This window comes from Paracoccus angustae (assembly GCF_042648745.1).
Lineage (GTDB): Bacteria > Pseudomonadota > Alphaproteobacteria > Rhodobacterales > Rhodobacteraceae > Paracoccus > Paracoccus angustae.
This window is the reverse complement of the sequence record NZ_JBHRXY010000005.1, coordinates 109408-131334: the sequence shown is the minus strand read 5'-3', so window position 1 is coordinate 131334 and position 21927 is coordinate 109408. Positions and strand designations below refer to the sequence as shown.

Below are 21927 nucleotides of genomic sequence, written 5' to 3'. Positions count from 1 at the left end.
GGTCAACCTCCTGCCGGCTCGAATACAAGGTCGCGGGTGACGATGATCCTGACCGGGAAGCCGGGGCGGATGGTGAGCGTGGGCACGACCTGCAACTGGCGCTGGACGATCTGCTGGCCGGCCTGATTGGCGGTATCCTGCGCGCCGTCGCGGATGGCGCGGATCAGCCGGTCCTCGTCGCTGGTCGCCAGCTCCGAGCCGACCGCGAGCAGCGTGGACAGCCCTGCGGCCTTCATCAGATCCCACAAGTGATAATCGACACCATCCTCAAGCCCGGCATAGCCCGATGCGTCCGCGCCCGGCAGCCGCTCCAGAACGATAGAGCGGCCGCCCGGCAGGATCAGGCGGTTCCAGACCAGCAACACGCGGCGCTGGCCGAAGGTAACGCCGTCATCATACTGGCCGATGATGCGGGTGCCCTGCGGGATCAGTAGCAGCGAGCCGGTGGGACTGTCATAGACGTTCTCCGTCACCTGCGCGGTGATCTGGCCCGGAAGGTCGGAACGGATGCCGGTGATGAGCGCGGCCGGGATCACGGCCCCGGCCTGAAGGATGTAGGGCGAGGCCGGCGGCGCGACGCGATCCGGCGCGACCGTCTGCCGGTCCACGGGTCCATTGAGGAAAGCTGCGTGTCGGTCCTGTGTCGCGGGCTGTCCACCAAGGCCGAGACCGGCAAGGCCGGGCATGGCCGTTCCTGCTGGCGCTCCCGTGCGCGGCCCGGACTGGAAGAACACGGTGCTTAAGCGTGCGGCTTCTTCCTCGGCGCGGCGGCGCTGTTCCTCGGGATCGACGGCGGGCGTCGTCATGACGGGGGGCGCGACCGGCTGCCCCCTGTTCTGCGCATCGAGGATCGGACGGCCGAGGTCGCCGGGCAATGCCGGCCCCAGGACAGGGCCGGTGTAGTCGCGCGGCAAGCCGGACAAGCCGTCCGCCGTGGGGCGGTTCTCGGTCGAATAGAGTTCGTCGCCGCCCGGTCCTGCATCGCGGGTCTGGAGCGCGTAAATCAGCGCCCCGCCGATGCCGAGCAGCGCGACGCCTCCGACGCCTGCCAGCATCTTGCGCGACAGGCGCGTAACACGGGGCGGCTCGGCGCGCAGCCGCATGGGCGCGGTGGTGTCGGTGATGGTGTTGTCTGTCATGACGGGGTGTCTCCGGTCGCGCTGGCGGGCTGCGCGGCGGCGGCCTGCGTCGGGTTGGTGCGGACGATCCTGACGACCTGCTGGCGATTGCCGCTGCCAAGGCGCAGTTCGGCAGCGCCGAACAGGCGATCCACGATCAGGACGTTCTGATGGATACGGGAATTGACGATCTGCTGCTCGCCATCGGAGCCGAGCACGAAGATCGGCGGCATCTCGCCCTGCACGATGCCGGCCGGGAAGACGACATAGACGCGCCTGCCATCGTCGAAGACGGAAACCGGCCGCCATGGCGGGCTGTCGCCCTGCACCTGCAAGGCGTAGCGATAGTTCCGCGCCGCCTCGGCCGGAATGACCGGCGCGGCGGGAACGGTCTGGCGCTGGCCTGCCGGCGGTGTGGGATAGGCCCATGCGACGGCGGGCATGTAGAGCGATTCCCGCGCGCGCAGCTCGATCATGTAGGTGCGCCGGTCGGTGGTGACGACAAGGTTGGTGGAAATGTCCGGCCGCGTCGGCTTCACGAGGATATGGACGCGGCGGTTTGCACCGCTGCCGCTCTCGGTGTCGCCGATGATCCATCGGGCGGTGTCGCCGGCCGCGATCGGCCCCGCGCCTGTCAGGCTTTCGCCCGGCTCCAGCGCAATGGTCGTGATCTGTCCGACTGCGGCATAGACCTGATAGAGCGCGCCTTCCGACCACGGATATATCTGGATCGCGTTGTAGTAGCCTTCCCGGCGCGGCTCGACTCGGGCGGCGGCATTGGCGTTCTCGACGCGGCCGGTCGGCGTGCCTGCGGCGGTGCCGCCGCGCGCCACGGTCCATGCGGGCGGGACATGCAGCGGCCGGGGCGTGTTGTCGGTCGCCGCCGCCTGCACGGTCGGGAGCGGCGGCACGCTGGCGTCGTAGCTGAATTGTGGCGTCCGGTTGGTGGCGCAGCCTGCGAGCATGGTGGCCGAAAGCAGCACGGCCGCGATTGCCGGGGTGCGGGTGATCGTTCTCATTGGCTCATCTCCCGCGACCACGAAATTGCATTGACGTAGATGCCGAGCGGATTGGCGCGCAGGCGCTCGGCGTCGCGCGGGGTCTGGATGACGATGGTCAGGATGGCCGTCCATCGTTCCGTGGTGGAAAGCTGGCCGTTCTCGAAATGGCGTTCCGTCCACGCTACGCGGAAGCTGTTGGGGGATGCCCGGATGACGCTGGACACTTCGACGGCGACCTGCTGGCGGCCGACCTTGGTGAAAGGATCATTGGCGCGGGCATAATCGTTCAATGCCGACGCGCCGCGATCCGTGGTCCATTCATAGGCGCGAAGCCAGTTCTGACGGACAATGATCGCATCGGCCGGAATAGCGCGGACCTGTTCGATGAAGCGGCCGAGATGGAACGCGATCTGCGGATCGGTCGGGCGATAGTCGGCATTGGCGGGCGCGACGGTCTGCGCCTGTCCGAGATTGTCCACCTGCACCACCCACGGCACCACGGTCCCGCGTGCGGACTGCCAGACAAGAGCGGACGCAAAGCCGGCAGACAGGATCAGCGAGCCGAAGGCCATAAGCCGCCAGTTCCGCGCCTGCACGCGGGCCGAGCCGATGCGCTCGTCCCAAACCTGCGCGGCGCGCTGATAAGGCGTCTCGGGTTCCGGCGTCTTGCCGTAATGGGTTGCCGGTCGTTTGAAGATGCTCATGAGCGGTCACTTTCGGAAAGGTTGACGGAGGAACCGGAGCCGTGGCTGTCGCCGGAGCGCACCGCATGGGCGGCCATGGTCGTGCCGTGGTTCACGGCCTGCGAGCGGCGCATCTGCTGCGCCCAAGCGGGAGGGTTGCCAGCCGGGCCGGCCGGCGATGCGACAGGATCGGCGCTCGCGCCGCCGACCGTGCCTGCGCTGGAAGAACCGCCGGTCACGCCAAAGGCCGCGCGTGCGCCATCGGAGAAGCTGGATTTGACGGATTCGCTGGCGCGAGCGGCGGCGCGCTTGAGAGGCGAGATGGCGGCCGAGCCTGCGGCGCGTGCGACACCGCCTAGGCCGGAGGCGACACCGGCCGCGCCGGACTGGCCGAGCGAGCCGACGCTATAGGCTGCGGTCGCCGCGCCCGCGGTGGCCGCACCTCCGCGGACGGCCGCGGCCCCGCCGGACAGGGCGGCGGCACCGCCCTTGGCGGCGAGCATGGTCGCGCCGCCAGCGGCGACGGCTGCGCCTCCAACCGCAAGGCCGGTTCCCACGGCCGCGCCCGCGCCGAGCTGGGGACCGCCCGAAACAATGCCGTTGGCGATACCGGGACCGAAGATGCCGAGGCCGAGCAGCGACAGCGCGGCGAGCACAATCGCCATGGCGTCGTCGATGCTCGGGGTCGCGCCACCGAAACCTGCCGTGAACTGCGAAAACAAGGTGCTGCCGATACCGATGATGACGGCGAGCACCAAAACCTTGATGCCGGAGGACACGACGTTGCCAAGCACGCGCTCGGCCATGAAGGCGGTCTTCCCAAACAGGCCGAAGGGGATCAGCACAAAGCCGGCGAGCGTCACCAGCTTGAACTCGATCAGCGTGACGAAAAGCTGGATGGCGAGGATGAAGAACGCCAGCACCACCAGCGCCCATGCAAACAGGAGGCACGCGATCTGGATGAAGTTCTCGAAAAACGCGATCCAGCCCATCAGGTCGGAAATGGAATCGAGCAGCGGGCGGCCGGCATCGAGGCCGGTCTGTGCCACGCGGCCGGGTCGCATCAGGTCTTCGACGGAAAAGCCGGTCCCCGACGCCATCAGGCCAAGACCGGCGAAGCTCTCGAAGACGATCCGGGCGAGGTTGTTCCAATTGCTGATGATGTAGGCGAAGACGCCGACGAACAGGGTCTTCTTGACCAGCCGCGCGATAATGTCGTCATCCGCGCCCCATGCCCAAAACAGTGCAGCGAGCGTCACGTCGATAACGATCAGGGTGGTGGCGATGAACGCCACCTCGCCGCCGAGCAGGCCAAACCCGCTGTCGATGTAGGAGGTGAAAACCCCGAGGAAATTGTCGATGACGCCCGTATTGCCCATGGTCAGCGCGCCTCGCTGCGGTCACGGCCGAGGAAACGGTCGCGGGATTCTGCCCATGCGGCGAGGCAGTCGGCGTCACTCGCCGCCGCCTCGCCGAGCCGCTGGCAACGGCGCAGGTTCTCGCGGAGCGGGTCAGTCGGCGGCTGTAGGACCGGCGCTGGGGGCGGCGCAGAAGGTTCGTCCTTCCGCGCCATGTCGATTGCGGTTACTGTCAAGGCAATCGCAACGAACACCACGGCCCCGAGCCGGGCCAGCATCTTGCCGTCCATGGCGAGCCTCCCCGTCAGTTGTTGCCGTTGTTGAACATCCGCGCGTTGCCCGGCTGGTAGCCGTTGCCGGGCGTCAGGAACCGCTCGCGCTGGATGCGGCCCTGTTCGGCGGCAGTCGCACGCTCCGCCTCCGTCAGCGCGTCGGCGCGGCCGTTCGCAGAGATGACCGCGATCAGGTCGGAAAGCTGCTGCGATTGAAGCGCGAGAAGCTGGTTGCCGGCCTGCGTAGCCTGCAATGCCCCGGTCGCGCCTTGGCTCTGACCGACAAGCGCCGCCATCTCCGAACGGTTGCTGTCGATGTTGCCGACAGCTCCCGCCTGCACGCGCATGGCGTCCTGCAAGCCGCCGACCGTGTTTTCCCAACGCGAGCGCGCATCCGCGACAAGCTGGGCGTCGGTCGCCGAAAGCGAGACATTTCCATAACGCTGCTGGAAAGCTTGGTCGATCTGCCCGACCTCGAACGCGATGTTCTGCGCTTGGCCGAGAAGCTGTTGCGTGCGCTGGACGTTCTGCTGGAGCGACTGGAGCGAGGAATACGGCAGGCTCGCCAGATTGCGGGACTGATTGATGAGCATCTGCGCCTCGTTCTGGAGCGAGGTGATCTGATTGTTGATCTGCTCCAGCGTCCGGGCAGCCGTGAGGACGTTCTGCGCGTAGTTGGACGGGTCATAGACGATGCGCCCGAAAAGCTGGGCGTGGGCCGGTGCCGCCGCCATCGGCGAAAGCGCGACGGGCACGGCAAGCGCCAACGCGAGGGCCGAAGCCCCGGCGATCTTGGAATAGGTCATGGAAGAATCTCCTGTGTGGGGTGGGTATCGAGCCGGGCCGGCGCGGCGGATTCCGGCCGGTCGGCAAGATTGGTGAGGTTCGGGATCAGGTCGGCCGCCCAATCGACGCCGCGCGCCTGTAGCCATGCGGCGAGGAAGCCGTCGCGGCCGGCCTCAGTGACGATCTGCGTGATGGGCGTCTGGTCGGATTTGGCGGATGCGGCGCAGAGCGCGAGGCCGACTTCCGACAGGCCAAGCTCGAACAGGCGATTGCCCCTGCGGCTTTGGCAATAGTAGTCCCGCTTGGGCATGGCCCGTGCGAGGATTTCGATCTGGCGGTCGTTGAGGCCGAAGCGGCGATAGATGGCCGTGATCTGCGGTTCGATGGCGCGCTCGTTCGGGAGCAAGAGCCGCGTCGGGCAGCTCTCGATGATCGCGGGCGCGATGTTGCTGCCGTCGATGTCGGACAGGCTTTGCGTGGCGAAGACGACGCTGGCGTTCTTCTTGCGCAGCGTTTTCAGCCATTCGCGGAGCTGGCCGGCGAACCCCTCGTCGTCCAGCGCAAGCCAACCCTCGTCGATGATGAGCAGCGTCGGCCGCCCGTCGAGCCGGTCGCCGATGCGATGGAACAGGTAGGACAGGACGGCCGGGGCCGCGCCGGTCCCGACAAGGCCCTCGATCTCGAACGCCTGCACGTCCGCCGATCCCAAATGCTCTGTCTCGGCGTCGAGCAGCCGGCCATAGGCACCGCCGACGCAGAACGGGCGTAGCGCCTGTTTCAGATCGTTGGATTGCAGCAGCACGCTGAGGCCGGTGATGGTGCGTTCCTCGACCGGCGCGGAGGCGAGCGAGGTCAGCGCCGTCCAAAGGTGCTCCTTCACCTCGGGCGTGATGGTCAGCCCCTCGCGCATGAGGATGGCGGCGATCCAGTCCGCCGCCCATGCGCGTTCATAGGTGTCCTGGATGCGGGCAAGCGGCTGGAGCGAGACGGACGCCTCGGCCCCTTCTGTCAGCCCGCCGCCAAGGTCGTGCCAGTCGCCGCCCATGGCGAGCGCGGCGGCGCGGATCGAGCCGCCGAAGTCGAAGGCGAAAACCTGGCTGCGCTCGTAGCGCCGGAACTGGAGCGCCATGAGCGCCAGCAGCACGGATTTGCCCGCGCCGGTCGGGCCGACGACAAGGGTGTGGCCCACATCGCCGACATGGAGGGAAAACCGGAACGGGGTTGAGCCTTCGGTCTTTCCATAGAGCAAAGGGGGCGCACCGAAATGCTCGTCCCGTTCCGGCCCCGCCCACACCGCCGATAGCGGGATCATGTGGGCGAGATTCAAAGTGCTGATGGGCGGCTGACGGACATTCGCGTAGGCGTGTCCGGGCAGGCTGCCGAGCCATGCATCAACCGCGTTGACGCTCTCGGGCATGGCGGTGAAGTCGCGGCCCTGAACGATCTTCTCGACCAGGCGCAGCTTCTCGTCGGCAAGGCGCGGGTCGGCATCCCATACGGTGACGGTCGCCGTGACGTAGGCCATGCCCGCCACGTCCGCCCCAAGCTCCTGCAACGCCATGTCGGCGTCGAGCGCCTTGTTGGCGGCGTCGGTGTCCACAAGCGCGGACGCCTCGTTTGTCATGACCTCTTTCAAGATCGCGGCGACGCTCTTGCGCTTGGCGAACCATTGGCGACGGATGCGGGTCAGCAGCCGGGTTGCATCGGTCTTGTCGAGCAGGATCGCGCGGGTGCTCCACCGATATGGGAACGGCAGCCGGTTCATTTCGTCGAGCAGGCCCGGCGTCGTCGCGGTCGGGAATCCCACGATGGTCAGCACGCGCAGATGCGCGTCGCCAAGGCGCGGCTCCAGCCCGCCGGTCAAGGGCTGGTCGGCGAGCAGCGCGTCGAGGTGCATGGGCACCTCGGGCACGCGCACACGATGCCGGTTGGTCGAGATGGTGGAATGGAGATAGGTCAGCGTCGCGCCGTCATCCATCCAACGGCACTCGGGCATGAAGCCGTCAAGCAAGGCCAGCACGCGGTCGGTGCGGTCGATGAAGCCGCGCAGGACTTCCCACGGGTCCACCCCCGTTTTCTCCCGGCCCTCGTAGAGCCATGCCTCAGTGCGGGCGGCTTCCTCGGCCGGGGGCAGCCAGAGGAAGGTGAGGAAGTAGCCGGACACGAAATGCGCGCCCGCTTCCTCGAAACCGGCCTTACGCTCGGCATCGACCAGCGCCGACGCGGGATCGGGAAAGGTGCTGTCGGGATAGGTGGCGGCTTCGCTGCGCTGCGCCTCGACGAAGATGCTCCAGCCGGAGCCGAGGCGGCGCACGGCATTGTTGATGCGGCCGGCGACGGCGACTAGCTCGGCCGCGACGGCGGAATCCAGATCGGGACCGCGAAACTTCGCCGTCCTCTGGAAACTGCCGTCCTTGTTGAGCACAACGCCCTGACCGACCAGCGCGGCCCATGGCAGATAATCAGAGAGGCGCGCGGCGGTGCGGCGGAATTCGGAAAGGTTCATCATGGCTGCACCCTCAAACCGCCAAATGACCGGGGATGCGGAGATGCCGCCGCCCGACCTCGACAAAGAGGGGATCGCGCTTTGCCGCCCATACGGCCGCGAAGTGGCCGATTGCCCAGATGGCGATGCCGATCAGCCAGAGGCGCAGGCCGAGGCCCACGGCTCCGGCCAGCGTTCCGTTCATGATGGCGATGGCGCGCGGAGCGCCGCCGAGCAGGATATGTTCGGTCAGCGCCCGGTGAACCGGGACCGTGAAGCCCGGCACGGCGTCCAGTTGCTCGAACGCGACGGCCATCAAACGAGCGCCCCGCCGCCGAACGAGAAGAACGACAGGAAGAAGCTCGACGCGGCGAAAGCAATCGACAGGCCGAACACGATCTGGATCAGACGGCGAAAGCCGCCGCTGGTGTCCCCGAACGCGAGGGTCAGGCCGGTGGCGATGATAATTATCACCGCGATAATTTTTGCGACGGGTCCCTCAATGGACTGAAGGATTTGCTGAAGCGGTTGCTCCCACGGCATCGACGATCCCGACGCATGGGCGGCCGGGGCGAGCATGAGGCTGATGGCAAGGGTGGATGCGGCGGTCGCGGCGATGCGATAGCCGCGCGTGAGCGTGCGGATCATGAAGATTCTCCTGTGCTGGTGGGGATTGCCGAAAGGATGGGATGCGTGATGCGGTAGTCGCCGTCCGGCCCCAGCCCTTCGACGCGGGCAAGCTCGGCAAGCCGGCGCGCGGAACCGCGCCCGGAAAGGACAGCAACAAGGTCGATTGTCTCGGCGATCAGGGCGCGCGGGACGGTGACGACAGCCTCTTGGATGAGCTGTTCAAGGCGACGGAGCGCACCGATGCCGGTGCCTGCATGGATGGTGCCGATGCCGCCGGGGTGTCCCGTTCCCCACGCTTTCAGGAGGTCGAGGGCTTCCGATCCGCGCACCTCGCCGATGGGGATGCGGTCGGGGCGCAGGCGCAGCGAGGAACGCACCAGATCGGAAAGCGTCGCCACGCCGTCTTTCGTCCGCATCGCCACTAGATTGGGCGCGGCGCATTGCAGCTCGCGCGTATCCTCGATGATGACGACGCGATCCGCCGTCTTCGCCACCTCGGCGAGCAGCGCATTGGTCAGCGTGGTCTTGCCGGTGCTGGTGCCGCCCGCCACGAGGATATTTGCGCGGGAGGAAACGGCCGCGCGTAACGTCGCGGCCTGATCGGTGGACATGATCCCCGCCGCCACATAGTCGTCGAGGCTGAACACGGCGACGGCGGGCTTGCGGATGGCGAAGGTCGGGGCGGCGACCACGGGTGGCAGCAGGCCCTCGAATCTTTCGCCAGACTCCGGCAGCTCGGCCGAGATGCGCGGGCTGCGGGCATGAACCTCCGCGCCGACATGATGCGCGACCAGCCGAACGATGCGTTCGCCATCGGCGGCGGACAGGCGCTCGCCCGTATCGGAAAGCCCTTCGGACAGGCGGTCGATCCACAACCGCCCGTCCGGGTTCAACATCACCTCGACCACGGCCGGGTCTTCGAGCAGCCGGGCAATGGCGGGGCCGAGCGCGGTGCGCAACATGCGTGCGCCGCGCGCAATGGCTTCCGGTCTTTGGTGGTTGGTGGTCATGTCGGCCCCGGCTTCTTGCGGGGACGCGACAGGCCATCCCCGGATCGGGGTCGATTAAGAGAGGCCGAAATCTGGCCGGTTCAACAAGTATCTAGCTGCGTGCGGTGATCGGCGGCGAACGGCGGTAAATAGGATGGGTCCGAATACTTATTCTTGATCGCCGTTGCTCTCGGACTCGTCCGGCAACGGATCGTCGGGAAGTGAGTCGAGGTCACGCGACAGCTCTTTGAGGAACCTGTCGCCCGTCGCCAGACGCCGTCCGAGATTCTGCATGAAGCCCTCAAAGCGCTCCGCGCCTTTGGCGCGGGCAGCGGATTGTGCGGCTCCCGTAAGCGGCGGCGTGAGGGTCATCCAGAAATGGATGAACTGCGCGACCGCCTCGCCAAGGACGGCGAGATCTAGGTCGAGCGTGTCGATCTGGCGGCCGAGCTTGTCCAAGCGGCGCGACATGGCGGCTTCAAGCTGGTCGGCGGAATCGCCGGACAGGTAGGACATGACCGCCGCCTCAACGATGGCGGATTTCGAGACATTGCGGCGCAGCGCCACCGAGCGGCGCAGCGCCATCGCCTCGATCTGTGGAATGAGCGCGGGGTCGAAATAGAGATTCAGGCGGGTTCTGGTTGCCATGGGCGTATCCTCAAAGGTCGATTCCATCATCGGGGTTCATCGCCACCTGCCGCGCCACCATCCTCATGCGCTGGCGCATGGCGCGGGCCTTGGCCGCGTCAACGTCCGGCTCGTCGTCCAGAAACTCGAACTCCTGTTCGGGGGATGGCGGCGGGGCGACGATTTCCTCATGCTCGGGCAATTCCGGCTCGCGGCGGATGCCCGCATTGGCCGGATCGCCTTCGGCCTCGCTTCCGCACGTCGCGGAACGGCTTTCCGCCGCGACCACGCGGCCGGACCAATCATCGGCGGATGGGCTGGGCGCCAGCGGAGCGGCGACCAGATCGGGCGGGGTCAGGATGCGTTCCTGCAATCGCGCATCCTCGAAATAGCGCGCCTTGATGGCGCGGATCGGCGGCGTGCCCGCGACCATGACGATTTCGTCGGTGGGTGGAAGCTGCATGATTTCGCCCGGCGTGAGCAGCGGCCGGGCCGTCTCCTGCCGCGACACCATCAAGTGACCTAACCACGGGGCTAGGCGGTGCCCTGCGTAGTTGGTGGAGTCGCGCAGCTCGGTCGCCGTGCCTAATGCGTCTGAAACACGCTTCGCCGTCCTTTCGTCGTTCGTGGCGAAGCTGACGCGGACGTGGCAGTTGTCGAGGATCGCGTTGTTCGGGCCATAGGCGCGCTCGATCTGGTTGAGGCTCTGCGCGATCAGGAAGCCTTTGATTCCGTAGCCCGCCATGAAGGCGAGCGCCGATTCAAAGAAATCGAGCCGGCCGAGCGCCGGAAACTCGTCCAGCATCAATAGCAGCCGATGGCGCTTGCCGGAGGTGGTCAATTCCTCGGTCAACCGCCTGCCGATCTGGTTGAGGATCAGGCGGATAAGCGGCTTTGTGCGGTTTATGTCGGACGGCGGCACGACAAGGTAGAGCGTGACGGGCTGGCGGCTGCCGACCAGATCGGCAATGCGCCAGTCGCATCGCGCCGTCACCCGCGCCACCACGGGATCGCGGTAGAGGCCGAGAAACGACATGGCGGTGGAGAGCACGCCCGACCGTTCGTTCTCGGATTTGTTCAACAGCTCGCGGGCCGACGACGCGATGACGGGATGAACGCCCGCCTCGCCGAGATGCGGCGTATCCATCATGGCGCGCAAGGTCGCCTCGACCGGACGGCGGGGATCGGACAGGAAGTTGGCGACGCCCGCCAAGGTCTTGTCCTTCTCCGCATAGAGAACATGCAGGATCGCGCCGACCAGCAGCGAATGGCTGGTCTTTTCCCAATGGTTGCGCTTGTCGAGACTGCCTTCGGGATCGACCAGAATATCCGCGATGTTCTGCACGTCGCGGACTTCCCATTCCCCCTGCCGCACTTCGAGCAGCGGATTGTAGGCGGACGATCTGGCGTTCGTGGGATCGAACAGCAGGACGCGGCCATGCTGGGCGCGAAAGCCGGCCGTCAGAGTCCAGTTCTCGCCCTTGATGTCGTGGACAATGCAGCTTCCCGGCCATGTCAGCAGCGTCGGTACCACCAGCCCGACACCTTTGCCGCTGCGAGTCGGGGCGAAGCACAACACATGCTCCGGCCCGTCATGGCGCAGATAGTGCCGGTCGTATCTGCCGAGCACCACGCCATCGGGGCCGAGCAGACCGGCGGCGCGGATTTCGCGATCCTCCGCCCATCGCGCCGAACCATAGGTGGCGACGTTGCGCGCCTCCCGTGCCCGGATGATCGACATGAGGATGGCGGCGGCGATGGCGATGAAACCGCCGGACGCCGCGATGATGGCACCTTCGACGAAGATTGCGGGCGCATAGGCGTCAAACGAAAACCACCACCAGAAGAAGGCCGGCGGATAATAGACCGGCCAGCCCGCCAGCTCGAACCACGGATTGCCAAGCTGGAGCTGGAAGCGGAGGCGGAACGCCGTCCATTGCGTCGCTGCCCACACCATCACCAGAACGATGGTGAAGACGACAGCGATTTGACCCCAAAGGATTCGGCCTCCGCGCAATGCAGGCTCCAGTCGGCAAAAGAAACGGAGCCGATCAGAGAGTAGGCAAAACCGGACAGGCAACAGGAAAGGGGGTGCGGGAGGGCTACCGGATACTATCGGCGGCAAATAGGACGGGTTGCGTTCACCGCCATCCGGCCGGGTGATCGCCGCTGCGCAACTGGCCGGGCGAATCGCCGCAACGCCTCATATTGTTTGCAAGGTTGAGCAGGTTTTTCAGGGTGGCGCTGCGATTGAACGGCGACCAGACGGCGGTGAACGCAACCGGCTCTGGCTCATCGGCGAAAGGCAGGAAGACGATGCCGGACGTGGGCAGCAGCGCCGTAGCTGCTCCGACGATGGTGATGCCGAAGCCCTGTCCGACCATGGACAGCAGCGCGCCACGCCCCACGTCGAAGCGCAGGATTGACGGCGCGGGCCAGCGCCCGGCATGGCGCAGCACGATATGGCTATGAACCTGCGGACCTGTGCCGCCATGCCGGACAAGAAACGTCTCGCCTGCCAGATCGGCCCATGTGACGGCCGACTGCCCGGCGAGTGGATGCCCATCCGGCAGCACGGCAACCAACTGTTCGGTCCAGATCGGGTGGGTGTGGCAGTCTGGCAGCTCGGGCGTGCCCGCGACAAACACCACGTCCAGCCGGTCGGCGCGAAGCTGCATCACCGCTTCGCGAGCTGTCCCTTCCGTCATCTCGACTTCAACGCCGGGATGGTCCTCGCGGTATTGGCCGATCAGCTTTGCGAGGAAGCTGTGCGGGATCAGGGCATGGATACCGATACGAAGCCGGCCGCTTTCTCCCGCTGCCGCCATGCCGGCGGTCTTCACTGCATGGTCCAGTTGATCGACGCCGGCCGCTATCCGCTCGACGAAGTGGTGTCCGGCCTCGGTCAGTCGGACGCCGCGCGCGTGACGCTCGAACAGAAGGATACCAAGGTCTTCTTCCAGCGCCTTCACGCGGGCGCTGACGCTGGATTGCGCCACGCCGAGCGCATTGGCGGCGTGGCGGAAGTTCAGATATTCGGCGACGGCGAGTGTCTGGATCAGCGATGCGAGGGGGATACGCGATCCGAGCGTGGTCGGCATACCCCATGGGCAACCATCCATCGGTGCTGATCGCCGCCGCATCGCTCAAATGCCACTACAGTGCTTTGTTCCACGCCGTAGCAGACGCAGGTGCTTGGCTCCCTTAGAATGACGCATTGGATTACCCCTCCTACTATGTCGCCTACTGCGCATAGGTGACTTGCATGATGGAAGTTACACCATTATGGATGTGTCATGCAACGAACAAGCTTTCTGTCATTCGAGTGTCCCGCAGCCCGAGCGCTGGAAAGCGTCGGTGACTGGTGGAGCATCCTGATCCTGCGAGACGCCTTCCAAGGGCTTAGCAAATTCGATGAATTCGAGAAGAATCTCGGTATTTCCGCGAACATTTTGGCGAGGCGATTGAAGCATCTCACGGCGGAAGGACTGTTTGAAAGGCAACGATACAATGATCATCCGCCTCGATTTGAATACGTCCTTACCGACAAGGGGCGAGATTTCTATCCGGTAGCAATCGCCCTGTTCGCATGGGGGAACCGGAACCTTGCGCCCAATGAAATAGCCATGCGCCTTGGTGACAAGAAAACCGGACAGGAGAGGACCGCCGTTATCATCGACGCGAATACAGGAGAAGCAATCACTCCCGAAAACACCGTTCTTCTGGCAGGCCCCGCCGCAACAGAGGAAACGATGCGCGTCATAAATCGCATGAAGCGAATAAGCTCAGAAAAAGAAACGGAATAATCCAATGCGCCGAATTGTTGTAACCGGCATGGGTTTAGTTGGCCCCCTTGGTTCTGGCACTGAAATAAGCTGGAAAAGACTCCTCGACGGGAAATCGGGAATCAGGAATTTGCCTGATGAAATCTCCAATGATCTACCGGTGAAAATCGGGGGAATCGTTCCCAGCCTGATTGAAGATTCCGAAGCCGGTTTTGATCCAGATTTAATCGTTGACACAAAGGATCAACGAAAAATGGATCGCTTCATTCTGTTTGCACTTGCGGCCGCGAAGGAGGCTCTTGAAACGGCAGGATGGCATCCCACGAGCGACTACGAACGTGAGCGCACGGCGACAATTATCGCCTCTGGTATAGGCGGGTTTCCTGCTATCGCTTCGGCAGTTCGCATAACGGATACACGGGGAGCACGGAGGCTCTCACCGTTTACCGTGCCGTCGTTTCTTGCCAACCTTGCAGCAGGACACGTTACCATCAGGCATGGATTTACAGGCCCAATTGGCACGCCTGTAACCGCCTGCGCTGCGAGCGTTCAGGCCATCGGAGACGCCGCGCGGCTGATACGCTCCAACGAAGCCGATATCGCTCTGTGCGGTGGAGCAGAAGCGTGCATTGACAAGGTTAGTCTCGGGGCATTTGCTGCCGCGCGAGCACTATCTACCGGCTACAATACTACACCTGAAATGGCGTCAAGGCCGTTCGACACCGAGCGCGATGGTTTCGTAATGTCCGAAGGGGCGGGTCTGATCGTCATAGAAGAATTGGAACATGCCCTTGCTCGGGGTGCCAAACCCATAGCCGAATTGGTAGGATACGGCACAAGCGCTGATGCACACCATGTGACTGCCGGTCCAGAGGACGGTCGAGGCGCGGCCCGTGCAATGAAAATCGCGCTACAAAGTGCCGGTTTGAAGCCCAACGATGTTCAACATCTGAACGCTCATTCAACCTCCACCCCCGTAGGGGATCGAGGAGAAATAGCCGCGATAAAATCCGTTTTTGGCGATCATGATGTAGCTGTAAGCGCCACGAAGTCAGCGACGGGGCACTTACTCGGTGCCGCTGGCGGCATTGAGGCGATCTTCACGATACTCGCCTTACGGGATCAAATCGCTCCCCCAACGAGAAATTTGGAGAGCCCCGATCCTATTGCCGTAGGTATCGATCTGGTTCGCCAATCTGCACGGCCTGTTCTCATGGAACATGCCATTTCCAACGGATTCGGCTTTGGCGGCGTTAATGCAAGTGTCGCTTTCCGGCGATGGCAATAACAGTCCCGGACGGTGCTTCCGCGACCACTTCGGCTCACGCCCTCGCTATCCGTGGCAGTACTGAATTCGTGCAGACCTGCCGGCCCATGTCGTTGGCGAGGCTGAGCAGGTTACGAAGCGCCGCGCTGCGGTTGGACGGCGACCAGACAGCCGAGAAGGCGACCGGCTCCGGCTCGTCGGCGAAGGACAAGAAGACAATGCCGTTTGTCGGCAACAGCGCCGTGGCCGCGCCGACGATGGTGATGCCGAAGCCCTGTCCGACCAAGGACAAAAGGGTGCCACGCCCCACGTCGAAGCGCAGGATCGACGGCGCAGGCCAGCGCTCGGCATGGCGTAGCATGATATGGCTATGAACCTGCGGTCCAGTGCCGCCATGCCGGACAAGGAACGTCTCGCCTGCCAGATCGGGCCATGTGACGGCTGACCGCTTGGCGAGCGGATGCCGTTCCGGTAGCACCGCCAAGAGCGGTTCGGTCCATGTGCGACGGGAATGGCAGTCGGGTGGTTGGGGCGTGCCCGCGACGAACGCCACGTCCAACCTGCCGGCGCGAAGCTGCACCACCGCTTCACGGGCCGGGCCTTCGGCGATCTCGACTTCAACATCGGGGTGATCCTTGCGGTATTGGCCGATCAGCTTTGCGAGGAAGCTATGCGGAATCAGGGCATGGATACCGATACGAAGCCGGCCGCTTTCTCCGGCTGCCGCCATGCCGGCGGTTTTCACCGCATGGTCGAGTTGGTCAATACCTACGGCTATCCGCTCGACGAAATGGCGTCCGGCCTCGGTCAGCCGAACGCCGCGTGCATGACGCTCGAACAAGAGGATGCCGAGGTCTTCTTCCAGTGCCTTCACGCGGGCGCTGACGCTGGACTGTGCAACGCCGAGCGCATTGGCGGCGTGACGGAAGTTGAGATATTCGGCGACAGCGAGAGTGTGAACTAAGGTCATCATTGGCACTCGCCCCGAAAGGAGATGATTGCTCAACGGATTTAATCCGTCATTTCTCGTAAGTCTACGCATACCAATTCGCCATGACTCAATCACAATGAAGTTGCGAAAGGTCTGCGTAGTATTGGCAGACATATTAAATAGAGGATCGCGCCGAAAATCCAAACCCAACCGTTCCATGCTCCTACGGTGGCAGAATAGAGTGCCGTGAAGCCAAGCGGTCCCGCGATAGAGCTTAGATTGGTGAGGCTTGTAAGCGTTCCCTGTAAAGCTCCTTGCTTGTTACTGCTGACATTGTTTGAAAGCATTGCCTGCAAGGCCGGCATGCCAACACCTCCGGCGGCAAGCAGCAACAAAATCGGGAACACCATCCATCCCTGCGTGGCAAAAGCCAGAAGAATGAAGCCAGTCGCATCCGCAGCCATGCCAAACAGTAGCGTGCGCCGTTCTCCAAGCCGGCTTGAAAGAGGGCCGGTAACAAACGCCTGAAAAATCGCGTGTGTTGCTCCAAACGCCGCGAGCGACAAGCCAACGGTCGTGGTGTTCCACTGAAAACGATCCTCGCCATATATGACCCATAGGGCCGCAGGGACCTGGCCGATCAGTTGAATAATGAAGAAAACTGCGAAAAGGGCCACTAGCCCGCGCAATGCATCATCCAGCCGGAACAGAACGAATGGTTTGATGCGAACCGGCTTTCCGGTCTCGCCATCGCCGCGACGAGTCTCCCTGAGGAAAATGCAGGCTAGCAGGAACGCGAAGCCGTTGAGAAGGGCAGCGGCGATAAACGGAGCATGGGCAGAAATACCACCGAGCATACCACCAAGTGCTGGCCCGGCAATCATGCCTGCCCCATAACAGGCCCCCATGTAGCCGAACCAGCGTGCGCGAGAACCTTCCCCCGTCGAATCCGCAATGGTTGAGGCAGCTACAGCTCCGGTTGCGCCCGTGATGCCGGAGACGAGCCGGCCGATATAGAGCACCCATAAGACCGGCGCTGATGCCATAATCGTGTAATCGACTGCGGCCCCCGCAAGGGAAGCCAGAAGCACCGGACGCCGACCGTAAGCATCTGAAAATTGTCCAAGCACGGGCGCGAAGATGACCTGCATCAACGCATAGAGTGACAGCAAAGCACCATAGTGACCAGCGACCTGCTCCGCCGGCACAAGCTCGCGCAGAAGCGTCGGAAGGACCGGCATGATGAGGCCGAGTCCCATGGCGTCGAGACTGACGATCAGCAGGGCGATGATGGCAGAGCTGCGCACCTGAAACTCCAGCGCCGCTCAATGCGAGCGACTTTATCAATGATAAGGACATGGACATAGAACTTATCGGTGATAAATTGTCAAGCGTTGGCGAAGGAACGTGAATGACCAAACTGGACAAGGGCACCGTGATCGCAGCGGCGCTGGAGCTGCTGAACGAGGTTGGCATGGACAACCTGACGACGCGAAAGCTCGCTGAACGCCTCAAGGTTCAGCAGCCTGCGCTTTACTGGCATTTCCAGAACAAGCGCGCGCTGCTTGACGCACTGGCCGAGGCAATGCTGACGGAACGCCACACCCGCTCGCTACCCGAAGAGAACGAAGACTGGCGGCTATTCCTGAAAGAGAACGCCCAGAGTTTCAGAACGGCGTTGCTCTATTATCGCGACGGGGCGCGCATCCATGCCGGCACTCGACCGACAGAACCGAATTTTGGCGCTGCCGAGACACAAATACGCTTTCTCTGCGCGGCGGGCTTTGGTCCGAAGCACGCTGTTTGGGCGCTCCGGGCGGTCAGTCACTATGTGGTCGGTTCCGTTCTCGAGCAGCAGGCATCTGATGCCGATGAGAGAGTTCCGGACAGGCCAGATGTGTCCGAGCAAGCACCGTCGTCCTTCCTGCACGATCTGTTTCACGAGTTGGAAACAGACGGCATGGATGCTGCGTTCAACTTCGGACTCGACAGCCTCATCGCTGGTTTCGAGCGGCTGCGTTCATCTACAACAGATTAGAGGCTTATGCCCCTTTGCCGCCCCAACTGCCACGACACCGATCCGCTTTGCACGATGCCGATGACCTCACGGCCGAGCTGGCGGTCGATGACCGGCCGCCACGGGACAAGGGAAATGAGCGGTATCTTGCCGGACAGGATACCGCCATTCACAAGGTTTCGATGATTATTGCGCCGCATCGGAGCGGGCTTGCTTCCAGTCGTCGGCTAGACGACTGGCGACTTCTCGGTGGCAGCATCACGGGATCGAAGGAGCGCCAGCCCCAACGACACCAGCACTGCCATTGCCGTGGCGTAACAAATCACGGGCCACGCTGTATCGCCGTTTAACAGCGTCACCGCCAATGTCCCGACGATACTGACTATCAGGCTTTGGATGCAGAAGTAGAACGCGACCGCTGATCCCGCGATGTCGTCGAACTCTGCCAAAGCGCCGTTCGCGGTAACGGACACCGTGAAGACAATACCGACCGCGACAACCCACATTGGTAGGATGAAGGTGAGGAATGACGGCGAGCCGTAGAGTTCGCCGATCCCCAACAGGACCGCTCCGCAAACAAGCAACGCCATCCCACGCGCCACGCATCCTGCGATGCCCCATCTGGCGACAAAGGACTTCGCGAAACGGGTTGTCACGATCATTACAAGCGCGACAGTGGCGAAGGCAAAGCTGAATCCGATCTCGGAATATTCCGCTTGGCCTATGAGCACACGGGGAGCCGTCGAGAAGAAGACGAAGAAGGTGCCCATACCGGCGCTAAAGCCGACAGTGTAAACCCAAAAAGCCGGGCTCGCGAAGATCGGCAAGACAGATCGGCGCGTCTTGACTTGATCCAGAGGGCGGGTTTCGTGCCACCTGAAACCCGCATTTAGGAGTGCGAGCATCGCCAGTATAGCCAAAGTAATGAATATCGCCTGCCATCCCAAGAACTCGCCGATCAATGCTCCGGCGATAGGGCCGAGCGCAGGCACGAACGCCAGCATCGAACTGAAAAGGCCGTAGATGACGACACCCTCAGGACGGTTGGCATAAACGTCGCGAACCGTCGCGAACGTCGCCACCAGCATGGCCGACGCGCCCACTGCTTGAAGTAGACGGAAAGCGACAAAGGCCGGTGCAGTTGAAGACCAAGCTGCTCCCAGAGACGCAATGACGAAAGCCGTTGCGCCCGCAAGTAGAATTGGCCGTCGCCCGATTCTGTCTGAGAGCGGACCAAAAATCACCTGGCCCACGCCGAGCATCACCATATAGAGGCTCAACGTGAGTTGGATCATAGCGGGCGTCGTGTTCAGGATGCCGGGCATCGCTGGAACGACAGGGAGATAAATATCCATCGCCAGTGAAGCGAGGATGTCGAAAGGAGCCATCAGCAGCAGTGCTGCCGGCAGCGTATAGGCCCACGCGGGGCGTGTGGTGGTCATGACGAATCAACCGCTCGATTAAGGAATACCGGGCGACGTCTGCTCGTCAGCAATCAGATGAGACTAGCCTTACAGAGCGCCGCAACAACAATACTGGTTGTTGCGGCTTACTTGTCTGCTGACTTGGAATTTCCCATCTGATTACTCCACGCTTACGAATATGAATTGCTACCTTTTATCCGATTATCTTTTGCTTCGCAATGCGGCATGGGCGCACTCAGCGTTCCAGCCCCCTCTGCCGCCCTAACTGCCACGACACCGATCCGCCCTGCACGACGCCCATGACCTCGCGGCCGAGCTGCCGGTCGATGACCGGCCGCCACGGGACAAGCGTGAACTCATGGGATTTCTCGACCACGGCGAACTTGCCGCTCGATAGCTGCACGGTGCCGGTGAACTTGCCGCTGACGTTTTCGCCGTCCGTAGCGGCGCGGAACGGCAGTCCCTTGCTCTCGGCCATCTCCGCGCCGACGCGGGCAACCTCGCGCTCGCGCAAGGTGCCGAGAAGATTGCGCCGGTAGAAGATGCGGCCGTCCCTGTTGCGCGTAGCGTCGCGCTGTTCGATATGATGCTCGCGGCGCTGGTCCATGGCTTCGCGGACCTGTTGCCCGAAGCCGGTCGGCGCAAGGTCGGCCGTTTCGCCATGGACCAATCGCCGGTCCAGCCATGTCGCGCCGTCCGAACGTATCTGCCTTTGCAGATCAACCGGGGAAAGCACGCGAACGCTGGCCTGCCGGTCGCGGCCGGCATCGTAATCAGCCGCGTGGCTGACCAGATCATCTGGGATGCGCCATTGGTCGGCGTCGATGCGCTCGACGATGCCGGCCCGGCGCAGCGCCTCCAGCCGCCGGACATGGGCATCGATATAGCCCTCATAGTCGCCGCCGGGAACGCGGCCCTCGAATTTCGCCTGCTCCAGATGACGGCTCGGCCGATAGATGCCGTCCTCGGCGATGGCGGTGATGGTGCGGTCGGACGGTCGGGCTGCCGCCTCGGCCGGGCCGATCTGGACGACGCTGCCGATGCGGGCGTCCTCCAGCCGCTCGGGCGCGATGCCGGCAATGTGGTGTGTGCGGCCGTCGATCCCGTCCACCACGATTGTCAGGTTCTCGCCCAGCTCGTCGGACAGGTGCTTGTCCACGACGCGGCCGACGATGGGCGTCTCGGGCGCTCCGTCATGGATTTGGAAGCTCATGGGATCGCGTTCGCCGCCCTGCGGCCCAAGCGCCTTGTGCATGGTGCGGATAATGTCGCCCCGCTCGCCCAACTCGCGCAAGACCGGTTCCATGTCCTTGCTCAATTCCCAAACACCGGGCGCGTGCTCGGTCGCCAGCCCCATCTTCTCCAGCTTGGCGAGCCTGCGCAGGCGTAGCGTTCGCTCGAACTGCCGCCTCGGCGCTGCCGGCTCGTGGCGCAGGTCGACGAAACGGGCATCGGCTTCCTCGGCCATGGCGCGATCGATGCGGGCGAAACGGTCCTGGTCGATTTCGGCGGACAGCTTGCGGGTCTGCTCAATCTCGGTAACGGGGCCGAGTTCCAGACTGGCAAGCTCGCTGGCGCGCTCGCGCAGGCCGTTGGCGAGATAGTCGCCGTTGATGACTAGATCCCCGCCCGTATCATCGCGGCCGTTGACGATGACATGCACATGGGGATGGCCGGTGTTGTAGTGATTGACGGCAACCCAATCCAGCTTCGTGCCGAGGTCGCCTTCCACCTGTTTCATGAAATCGCGGGTGTAGGCCGTGAGGTCCGACAGCTCCGCGCCATCCTCGGGCGAGACGATGAATCTGAATTGATGGCGGTCATCCTGACCACGATCAAGGAAGGCGTCGCCATCGGCGCGGTCTTCATGCGCCGAATAGAGCTGGCCGCGTTCGCCGTCGCGCGAGGTTCCGTCACGCTGGACATAGCGCAGATGCGCGCGGGCACGGCCGCCCTTCCATGCGGCCCGGACGCTGCGCTGCTTGACGATCACGCGGCGGCTGCCCGGCTGGCGATGATGCCAGTTGCCGGATATGTTCCGGGCGCGCACGAAGCTCGCGCCCCGGCCGCGCTTCACGCCCTTGCCGCTGGCGGCCATGGCGCGAGACCGCCCCGGCGATGACGGGCGCGCGGATGACGGCATGGAAGGATCGCGTGAGGCTGCCGCCTGATGCTGGCGGGTGATCTTCCTGACCTGCGTGAAAAAGCTCTTGGTCTTGCCGGCCTTCGGCGTGTCGGATCGGATGCGGCCGGGCTTCGGACGGAAGCGGTTTTCGTCGTCGGCGCTCAAGGGCGCGACTCCAGCCCAAACCGCCGAAAAACGGCCGATCTGCGCCTATGGTGCCGCTCGAAACCCTGCAAAGCCAAGGCTTTGCGCAAAATCGCGGCACGCGGCCCCTCAAAACCATGGTGCCGGAACCGGCCACCTAACCAGTGTGCAGACAACAACAATTTCCAGAAGCGGCCCCATATGGTGCCGTCTTCTTTAATCTTGCCCTCCGCCCTTTCTGCCTTTTCCACCCCTCCTGCCGGGAAGTCAGCCGGGCAAGAACCT

The 21927-nt window shown here is 63.7% G+C and carries 20 protein-coding genes and 2 pseudogenes; 3 read left to right on the top strand and 19 right to left on the bottom strand.

From position 1 onward, the window contains the following. Positions 1–2: 2 nt before the first annotated feature. The 13 genes from ACFOM8_RS09000 to ACFOM8_RS08940 form a co-directional block, all read right to left on the bottom strand. Positions 3–1139, bottom strand: a complete 1137-nt coding sequence (locus ACFOM8_RS09000; protein ID WP_089388645.1) for a TrbI/VirB10 family protein — start codon at positions 1137–1139, stop codon at positions 3–5. Then, positions 1136–2137, bottom strand: coding sequence for a P-type conjugative transfer protein TrbG (gene trbG / locus ACFOM8_RS08995; protein ID WP_089388646.1), 1002 nt, complete (start codon positions 2135–2137; stop codon positions 1136–1138). The genes ACFOM8_RS09000 and trbG overlap by 4 nt, the downstream gene beginning before the upstream one ends. Beyond that, positions 2134–2823, bottom strand: coding sequence for a conjugal transfer protein TrbF (trbF, locus tag ACFOM8_RS08990; protein ID WP_089388647.1), 690 nt, complete (start codon positions 2821–2823; stop codon positions 2134–2136). The genes trbG and trbF overlap by 4 nt, the downstream gene beginning before the upstream one ends. After that, positions 2820–4181 (bottom strand): P-type conjugative transfer protein TrbL, encoded by a 1362-nt coding sequence (gene trbL, locus ACFOM8_RS08985; RefSeq protein ID WP_089388648.1) that lies wholly within the window; start codon positions 4179–4181, stop codon positions 2820–2822. Before trbL ends, trbF begins: the two co-directional genes overlap by 4 nt. A gap of 2 nt (positions 4182–4183) precedes the next feature. After that, on the bottom strand, positions 4184–4450 hold the full coding sequence (gene trbK-alt, locus ACFOM8_RS08980) for a putative entry exclusion protein TrbK-alt (protein ID WP_089388649.1): 267 nt from the start codon (positions 4448–4450) through the stop codon (positions 4184–4186). 14 nt (positions 4451–4464) lie between these two features. Further along, positions 4465–5238: a P-type conjugative transfer protein TrbJ gene (gene trbJ, locus ACFOM8_RS08975; RefSeq protein WP_089388650.1), complete on the bottom strand. Its 774-nt coding sequence runs from the start codon at positions 5236–5238 to the stop codon at positions 4465–4467. Then, positions 5235–7727 (bottom strand): conjugal transfer protein TrbE, encoded by a 2493-nt coding sequence (gene trbE / locus ACFOM8_RS08970; protein WP_089388651.1) that lies wholly within the window; start codon positions 7725–7727, stop codon positions 5235–5237. The genes trbJ and trbE overlap by 4 nt, the downstream gene beginning before the upstream one ends. Positions 7728–7737: 10 nt before the next feature. Continuing rightward, a complete protein-coding gene (locus ACFOM8_RS08965) occupies positions 7738–8019 on the bottom strand; it encodes a VirB3 family type IV secretion system protein (RefSeq protein WP_024353499.1) in 282 nt (93 codons plus the stop codon). Continuing rightward, positions 8019–8351 carry a TrbC/VirB2 family protein gene (locus ACFOM8_RS08960; RefSeq protein WP_089388652.1) on the bottom strand — a complete coding sequence of 111 codons (333 nt, stop codon included), beginning with the start codon at positions 8349–8351 and terminating at the stop codon, positions 8019–8021. The genes ACFOM8_RS08965 and ACFOM8_RS08960 overlap by 1 nt, the downstream gene beginning before the upstream one ends. After that, the gene (gene trbB, locus ACFOM8_RS08955) at positions 8348–9295 is read right to left on the bottom strand and encodes a P-type conjugative transfer ATPase TrbB (protein ID WP_425320184.1); all 948 of its coding nucleotides are present in this window, start codon (positions 9293–9295) and stop codon (positions 8348–8350) included. The genes ACFOM8_RS08960 and trbB overlap by 4 nt, the downstream gene beginning before the upstream one ends. Positions 9296–9490: 195 nt before the next feature. Next, a complete protein-coding gene (locus ACFOM8_RS08950) occupies positions 9491–9970 on the bottom strand; it encodes a hypothetical protein (RefSeq protein ID WP_024353496.1) in 480 nt (159 codons plus the stop codon). Between the two features lie 10 nt (positions 9971–9980). Further along, positions 9981–11966 (bottom strand): conjugal transfer protein TraG, encoded by a 1986-nt coding sequence (locus ACFOM8_RS08945; RefSeq protein WP_024353495.1) that lies wholly within the window; start codon positions 11964–11966, stop codon positions 9981–9983. 124 nt (positions 11967–12090) lie between these two features. After that, a complete protein-coding gene (locus tag ACFOM8_RS08940; RefSeq protein WP_035302746.1) occupies positions 12091–13050 on the bottom strand; it encodes a LysR family transcriptional regulator in 960 nt (319 codons plus the stop codon). A 195-nt stretch (positions 13051–13245) separates the two neighbouring features. Between ACFOM8_RS08940 and ACFOM8_RS08935 the strand changes: the two genes are divergently transcribed. Continuing rightward, on the top strand, positions 13246–13755 hold the full coding sequence (locus ACFOM8_RS08935) for a winged helix-turn-helix transcriptional regulator (RefSeq protein WP_042061242.1): 510 nt from the start codon (positions 13246–13248) through the stop codon (positions 13753–13755). A 4-nt stretch (positions 13756–13759) separates the two neighbouring features. Next, positions 13760–15022 (top strand): beta-ketoacyl-ACP synthase II, encoded by a 1263-nt coding sequence (fabF, locus tag ACFOM8_RS08930; protein ID WP_081650885.1) that lies wholly within the window; start codon positions 13760–13762, stop codon positions 15020–15022. A gap of 34 nt (positions 15023–15056) precedes the next feature. Here the strand turns inward: fabF and ACFOM8_RS08925 are convergent, their stop codons facing one another. Both ACFOM8_RS08925 and tet(G) read right to left on the bottom strand, forming a co-directional pair. Next, positions 15057–15974: a LysR family transcriptional regulator gene (locus ACFOM8_RS08925; RefSeq protein WP_035302745.1), complete on the bottom strand. Its 918-nt coding sequence runs from the start codon at positions 15972–15974 to the stop codon at positions 15057–15059. Between the two features lie 89 nt (positions 15975–16063). After that, positions 16064–17239: a tetracycline efflux MFS transporter Tet(G) gene (gene tet(G), locus ACFOM8_RS08920; protein ID WP_024353491.1), complete on the bottom strand. Its 1176-nt coding sequence runs from the start codon at positions 17237–17239 to the stop codon at positions 16064–16066. Positions 17240–17343: 104 nt separating this feature from the next. On the opposite strand from tet(G), the gene tetR(G) reads away from it, so the two are divergent. Further along, positions 17344–17970: a tetracycline resistance transcriptional repressor TetR(G) gene (gene tetR(G) / locus ACFOM8_RS08915; protein WP_024353490.1), complete on the top strand. Its 627-nt coding sequence runs from the start codon at positions 17344–17346 to the stop codon at positions 17968–17970. On the opposite strand, the pseudogene ACFOM8_RS08910 reads toward tetR(G), so the two are convergent. From ACFOM8_RS08910 to ACFOM8_RS08895, 4 genes and pseudogenes are all read right to left on the bottom strand, one after another. Next, positions 17967–18083, bottom strand: a pseudogene (locus tag ACFOM8_RS08910) (DUF3363 domain-containing protein); the annotation flags it as partial. The gene tetR(G) and the pseudogene ACFOM8_RS08910 sit on opposite strands and share 4 nt — an antisense overlap. A gap of 93 nt (positions 18084–18176) precedes the next feature. Beyond that, on the bottom strand, positions 18177–19391 hold the full coding sequence (gene floR / locus ACFOM8_RS08905) for a chloramphenicol/florfenicol efflux MFS transporter FloR (RefSeq protein WP_001747811.1): 1215 nt from the start codon (positions 19389–19391) through the stop codon (positions 18177–18179). Positions 19392–19608: 217 nt separating this feature from the next. Continuing rightward, complete coding sequence (locus ACFOM8_RS08900; protein ID WP_414903295.1) at positions 19609–20841, bottom strand: DUF3363 domain-containing protein; 1233 nt, start codon at positions 20839–20841, stop codon at positions 19609–19611. 168 nt (positions 20842–21009) lie between these two features. Continuing rightward, positions 21010–21471 (bottom strand): annotated as a pseudogene (locus ACFOM8_RS08895) (relaxase/mobilization nuclease domain-containing protein); the annotation flags it as partial. Positions 21472–21927: the final 456 nt, after the last annotated feature.

Coding starts and splice junctions, on each gene's coding strand:
- ACFOM8_RS08935 (WP_042061242.1), top strand. CDS start 13,246: ATGCAACGAACAAGCTTTCTGTCATTCGAGTGTCCCGCAGCCCGAGCG.
- trbE (WP_089388651.1), bottom strand. CDS start 7,727: ATGATGAACCTTTCCGAATTCCGCCGCACCGCCGCGCGCCTCTCTGAT.
- trbK-alt (WP_089388649.1), bottom strand. CDS start 4,450: ATGGACGGCAAGATGCTGGCCCGGCTCGGGGCCGTGGTGTTCGTTGCG.
- trbB (WP_425320184.1), bottom strand. CDS start 9,295: ATGTTGCGCACCGCGCTCGGCCCCGCCATTGCCCGGCTGCTCGAAGAC.
- floR (WP_001747811.1), bottom strand. CDS start 19,391: ATGACCACCACACGCCCCGCGTGGGCCTATACGCTGCCGGCAGCACTG.
- trbJ (WP_089388650.1), bottom strand. CDS start 5,238: ATGACCTATTCCAAGATCGCCGGGGCTTCGGCCCTCGCGTTGGCGCTT.
- ACFOM8_RS08950 (WP_024353496.1), bottom strand. CDS start 9,970: ATGGCAACCAGAACCCGCCTGAATCTCTATTTCGACCCCGCGCTCATT.
- fabF (WP_081650885.1), top strand. CDS start 13,760: ATGCGCCGAATTGTTGTAACCGGCATGGGTTTAGTTGGCCCCCTTGGT.
- ACFOM8_RS09000 (WP_089388645.1), bottom strand. CDS start 1,139: ATGACAGACAACACCATCACCGACACCACCGCGCCCATGCGGCTGCGC.
- ACFOM8_RS08900 (WP_414903295.1), bottom strand. CDS start 20,841: ATGGCCGAGGAAGCCGATGCCCGTTTCGTCGACCTGCGCCACGAGCCG.
- trbG (WP_089388646.1), bottom strand. CDS start 2,137: ATGAGAACGATCACCCGCACCCCGGCAATCGCGGCCGTGCTGCTTTCG.
- trbF (WP_089388647.1), bottom strand. CDS start 2,823: ATGAGCATCTTCAAACGACCGGCAACCCATTACGGCAAGACGCCGGAA.
- ACFOM8_RS08965 (WP_024353499.1), bottom strand. CDS start 8,019: ATGGCCGTCGCGTTCGAGCAACTGGACGCCGTGCCGGGCTTCACGGTC.
- ACFOM8_RS08925 (WP_035302745.1), bottom strand. CDS start 15,974: ATGATGACCTTAGTTCACACTCTCGCTGTCGCCGAATATCTCAACTTC.
- trbL (WP_089388648.1), bottom strand. CDS start 4,181: ATGGGCAATACGGGCGTCATCGACAATTTCCTCGGGGTTTTCACCTCC.
- ACFOM8_RS08940 (WP_035302746.1), bottom strand. CDS start 13,050: ATGCCGACCACGCTCGGATCGCGTATCCCCCTCGCATCGCTGATCCAG.
- ACFOM8_RS08960 (WP_089388652.1), bottom strand. CDS start 8,351: ATGATCCGCACGCTCACGCGCGGCTATCGCATCGCCGCGACCGCCGCA.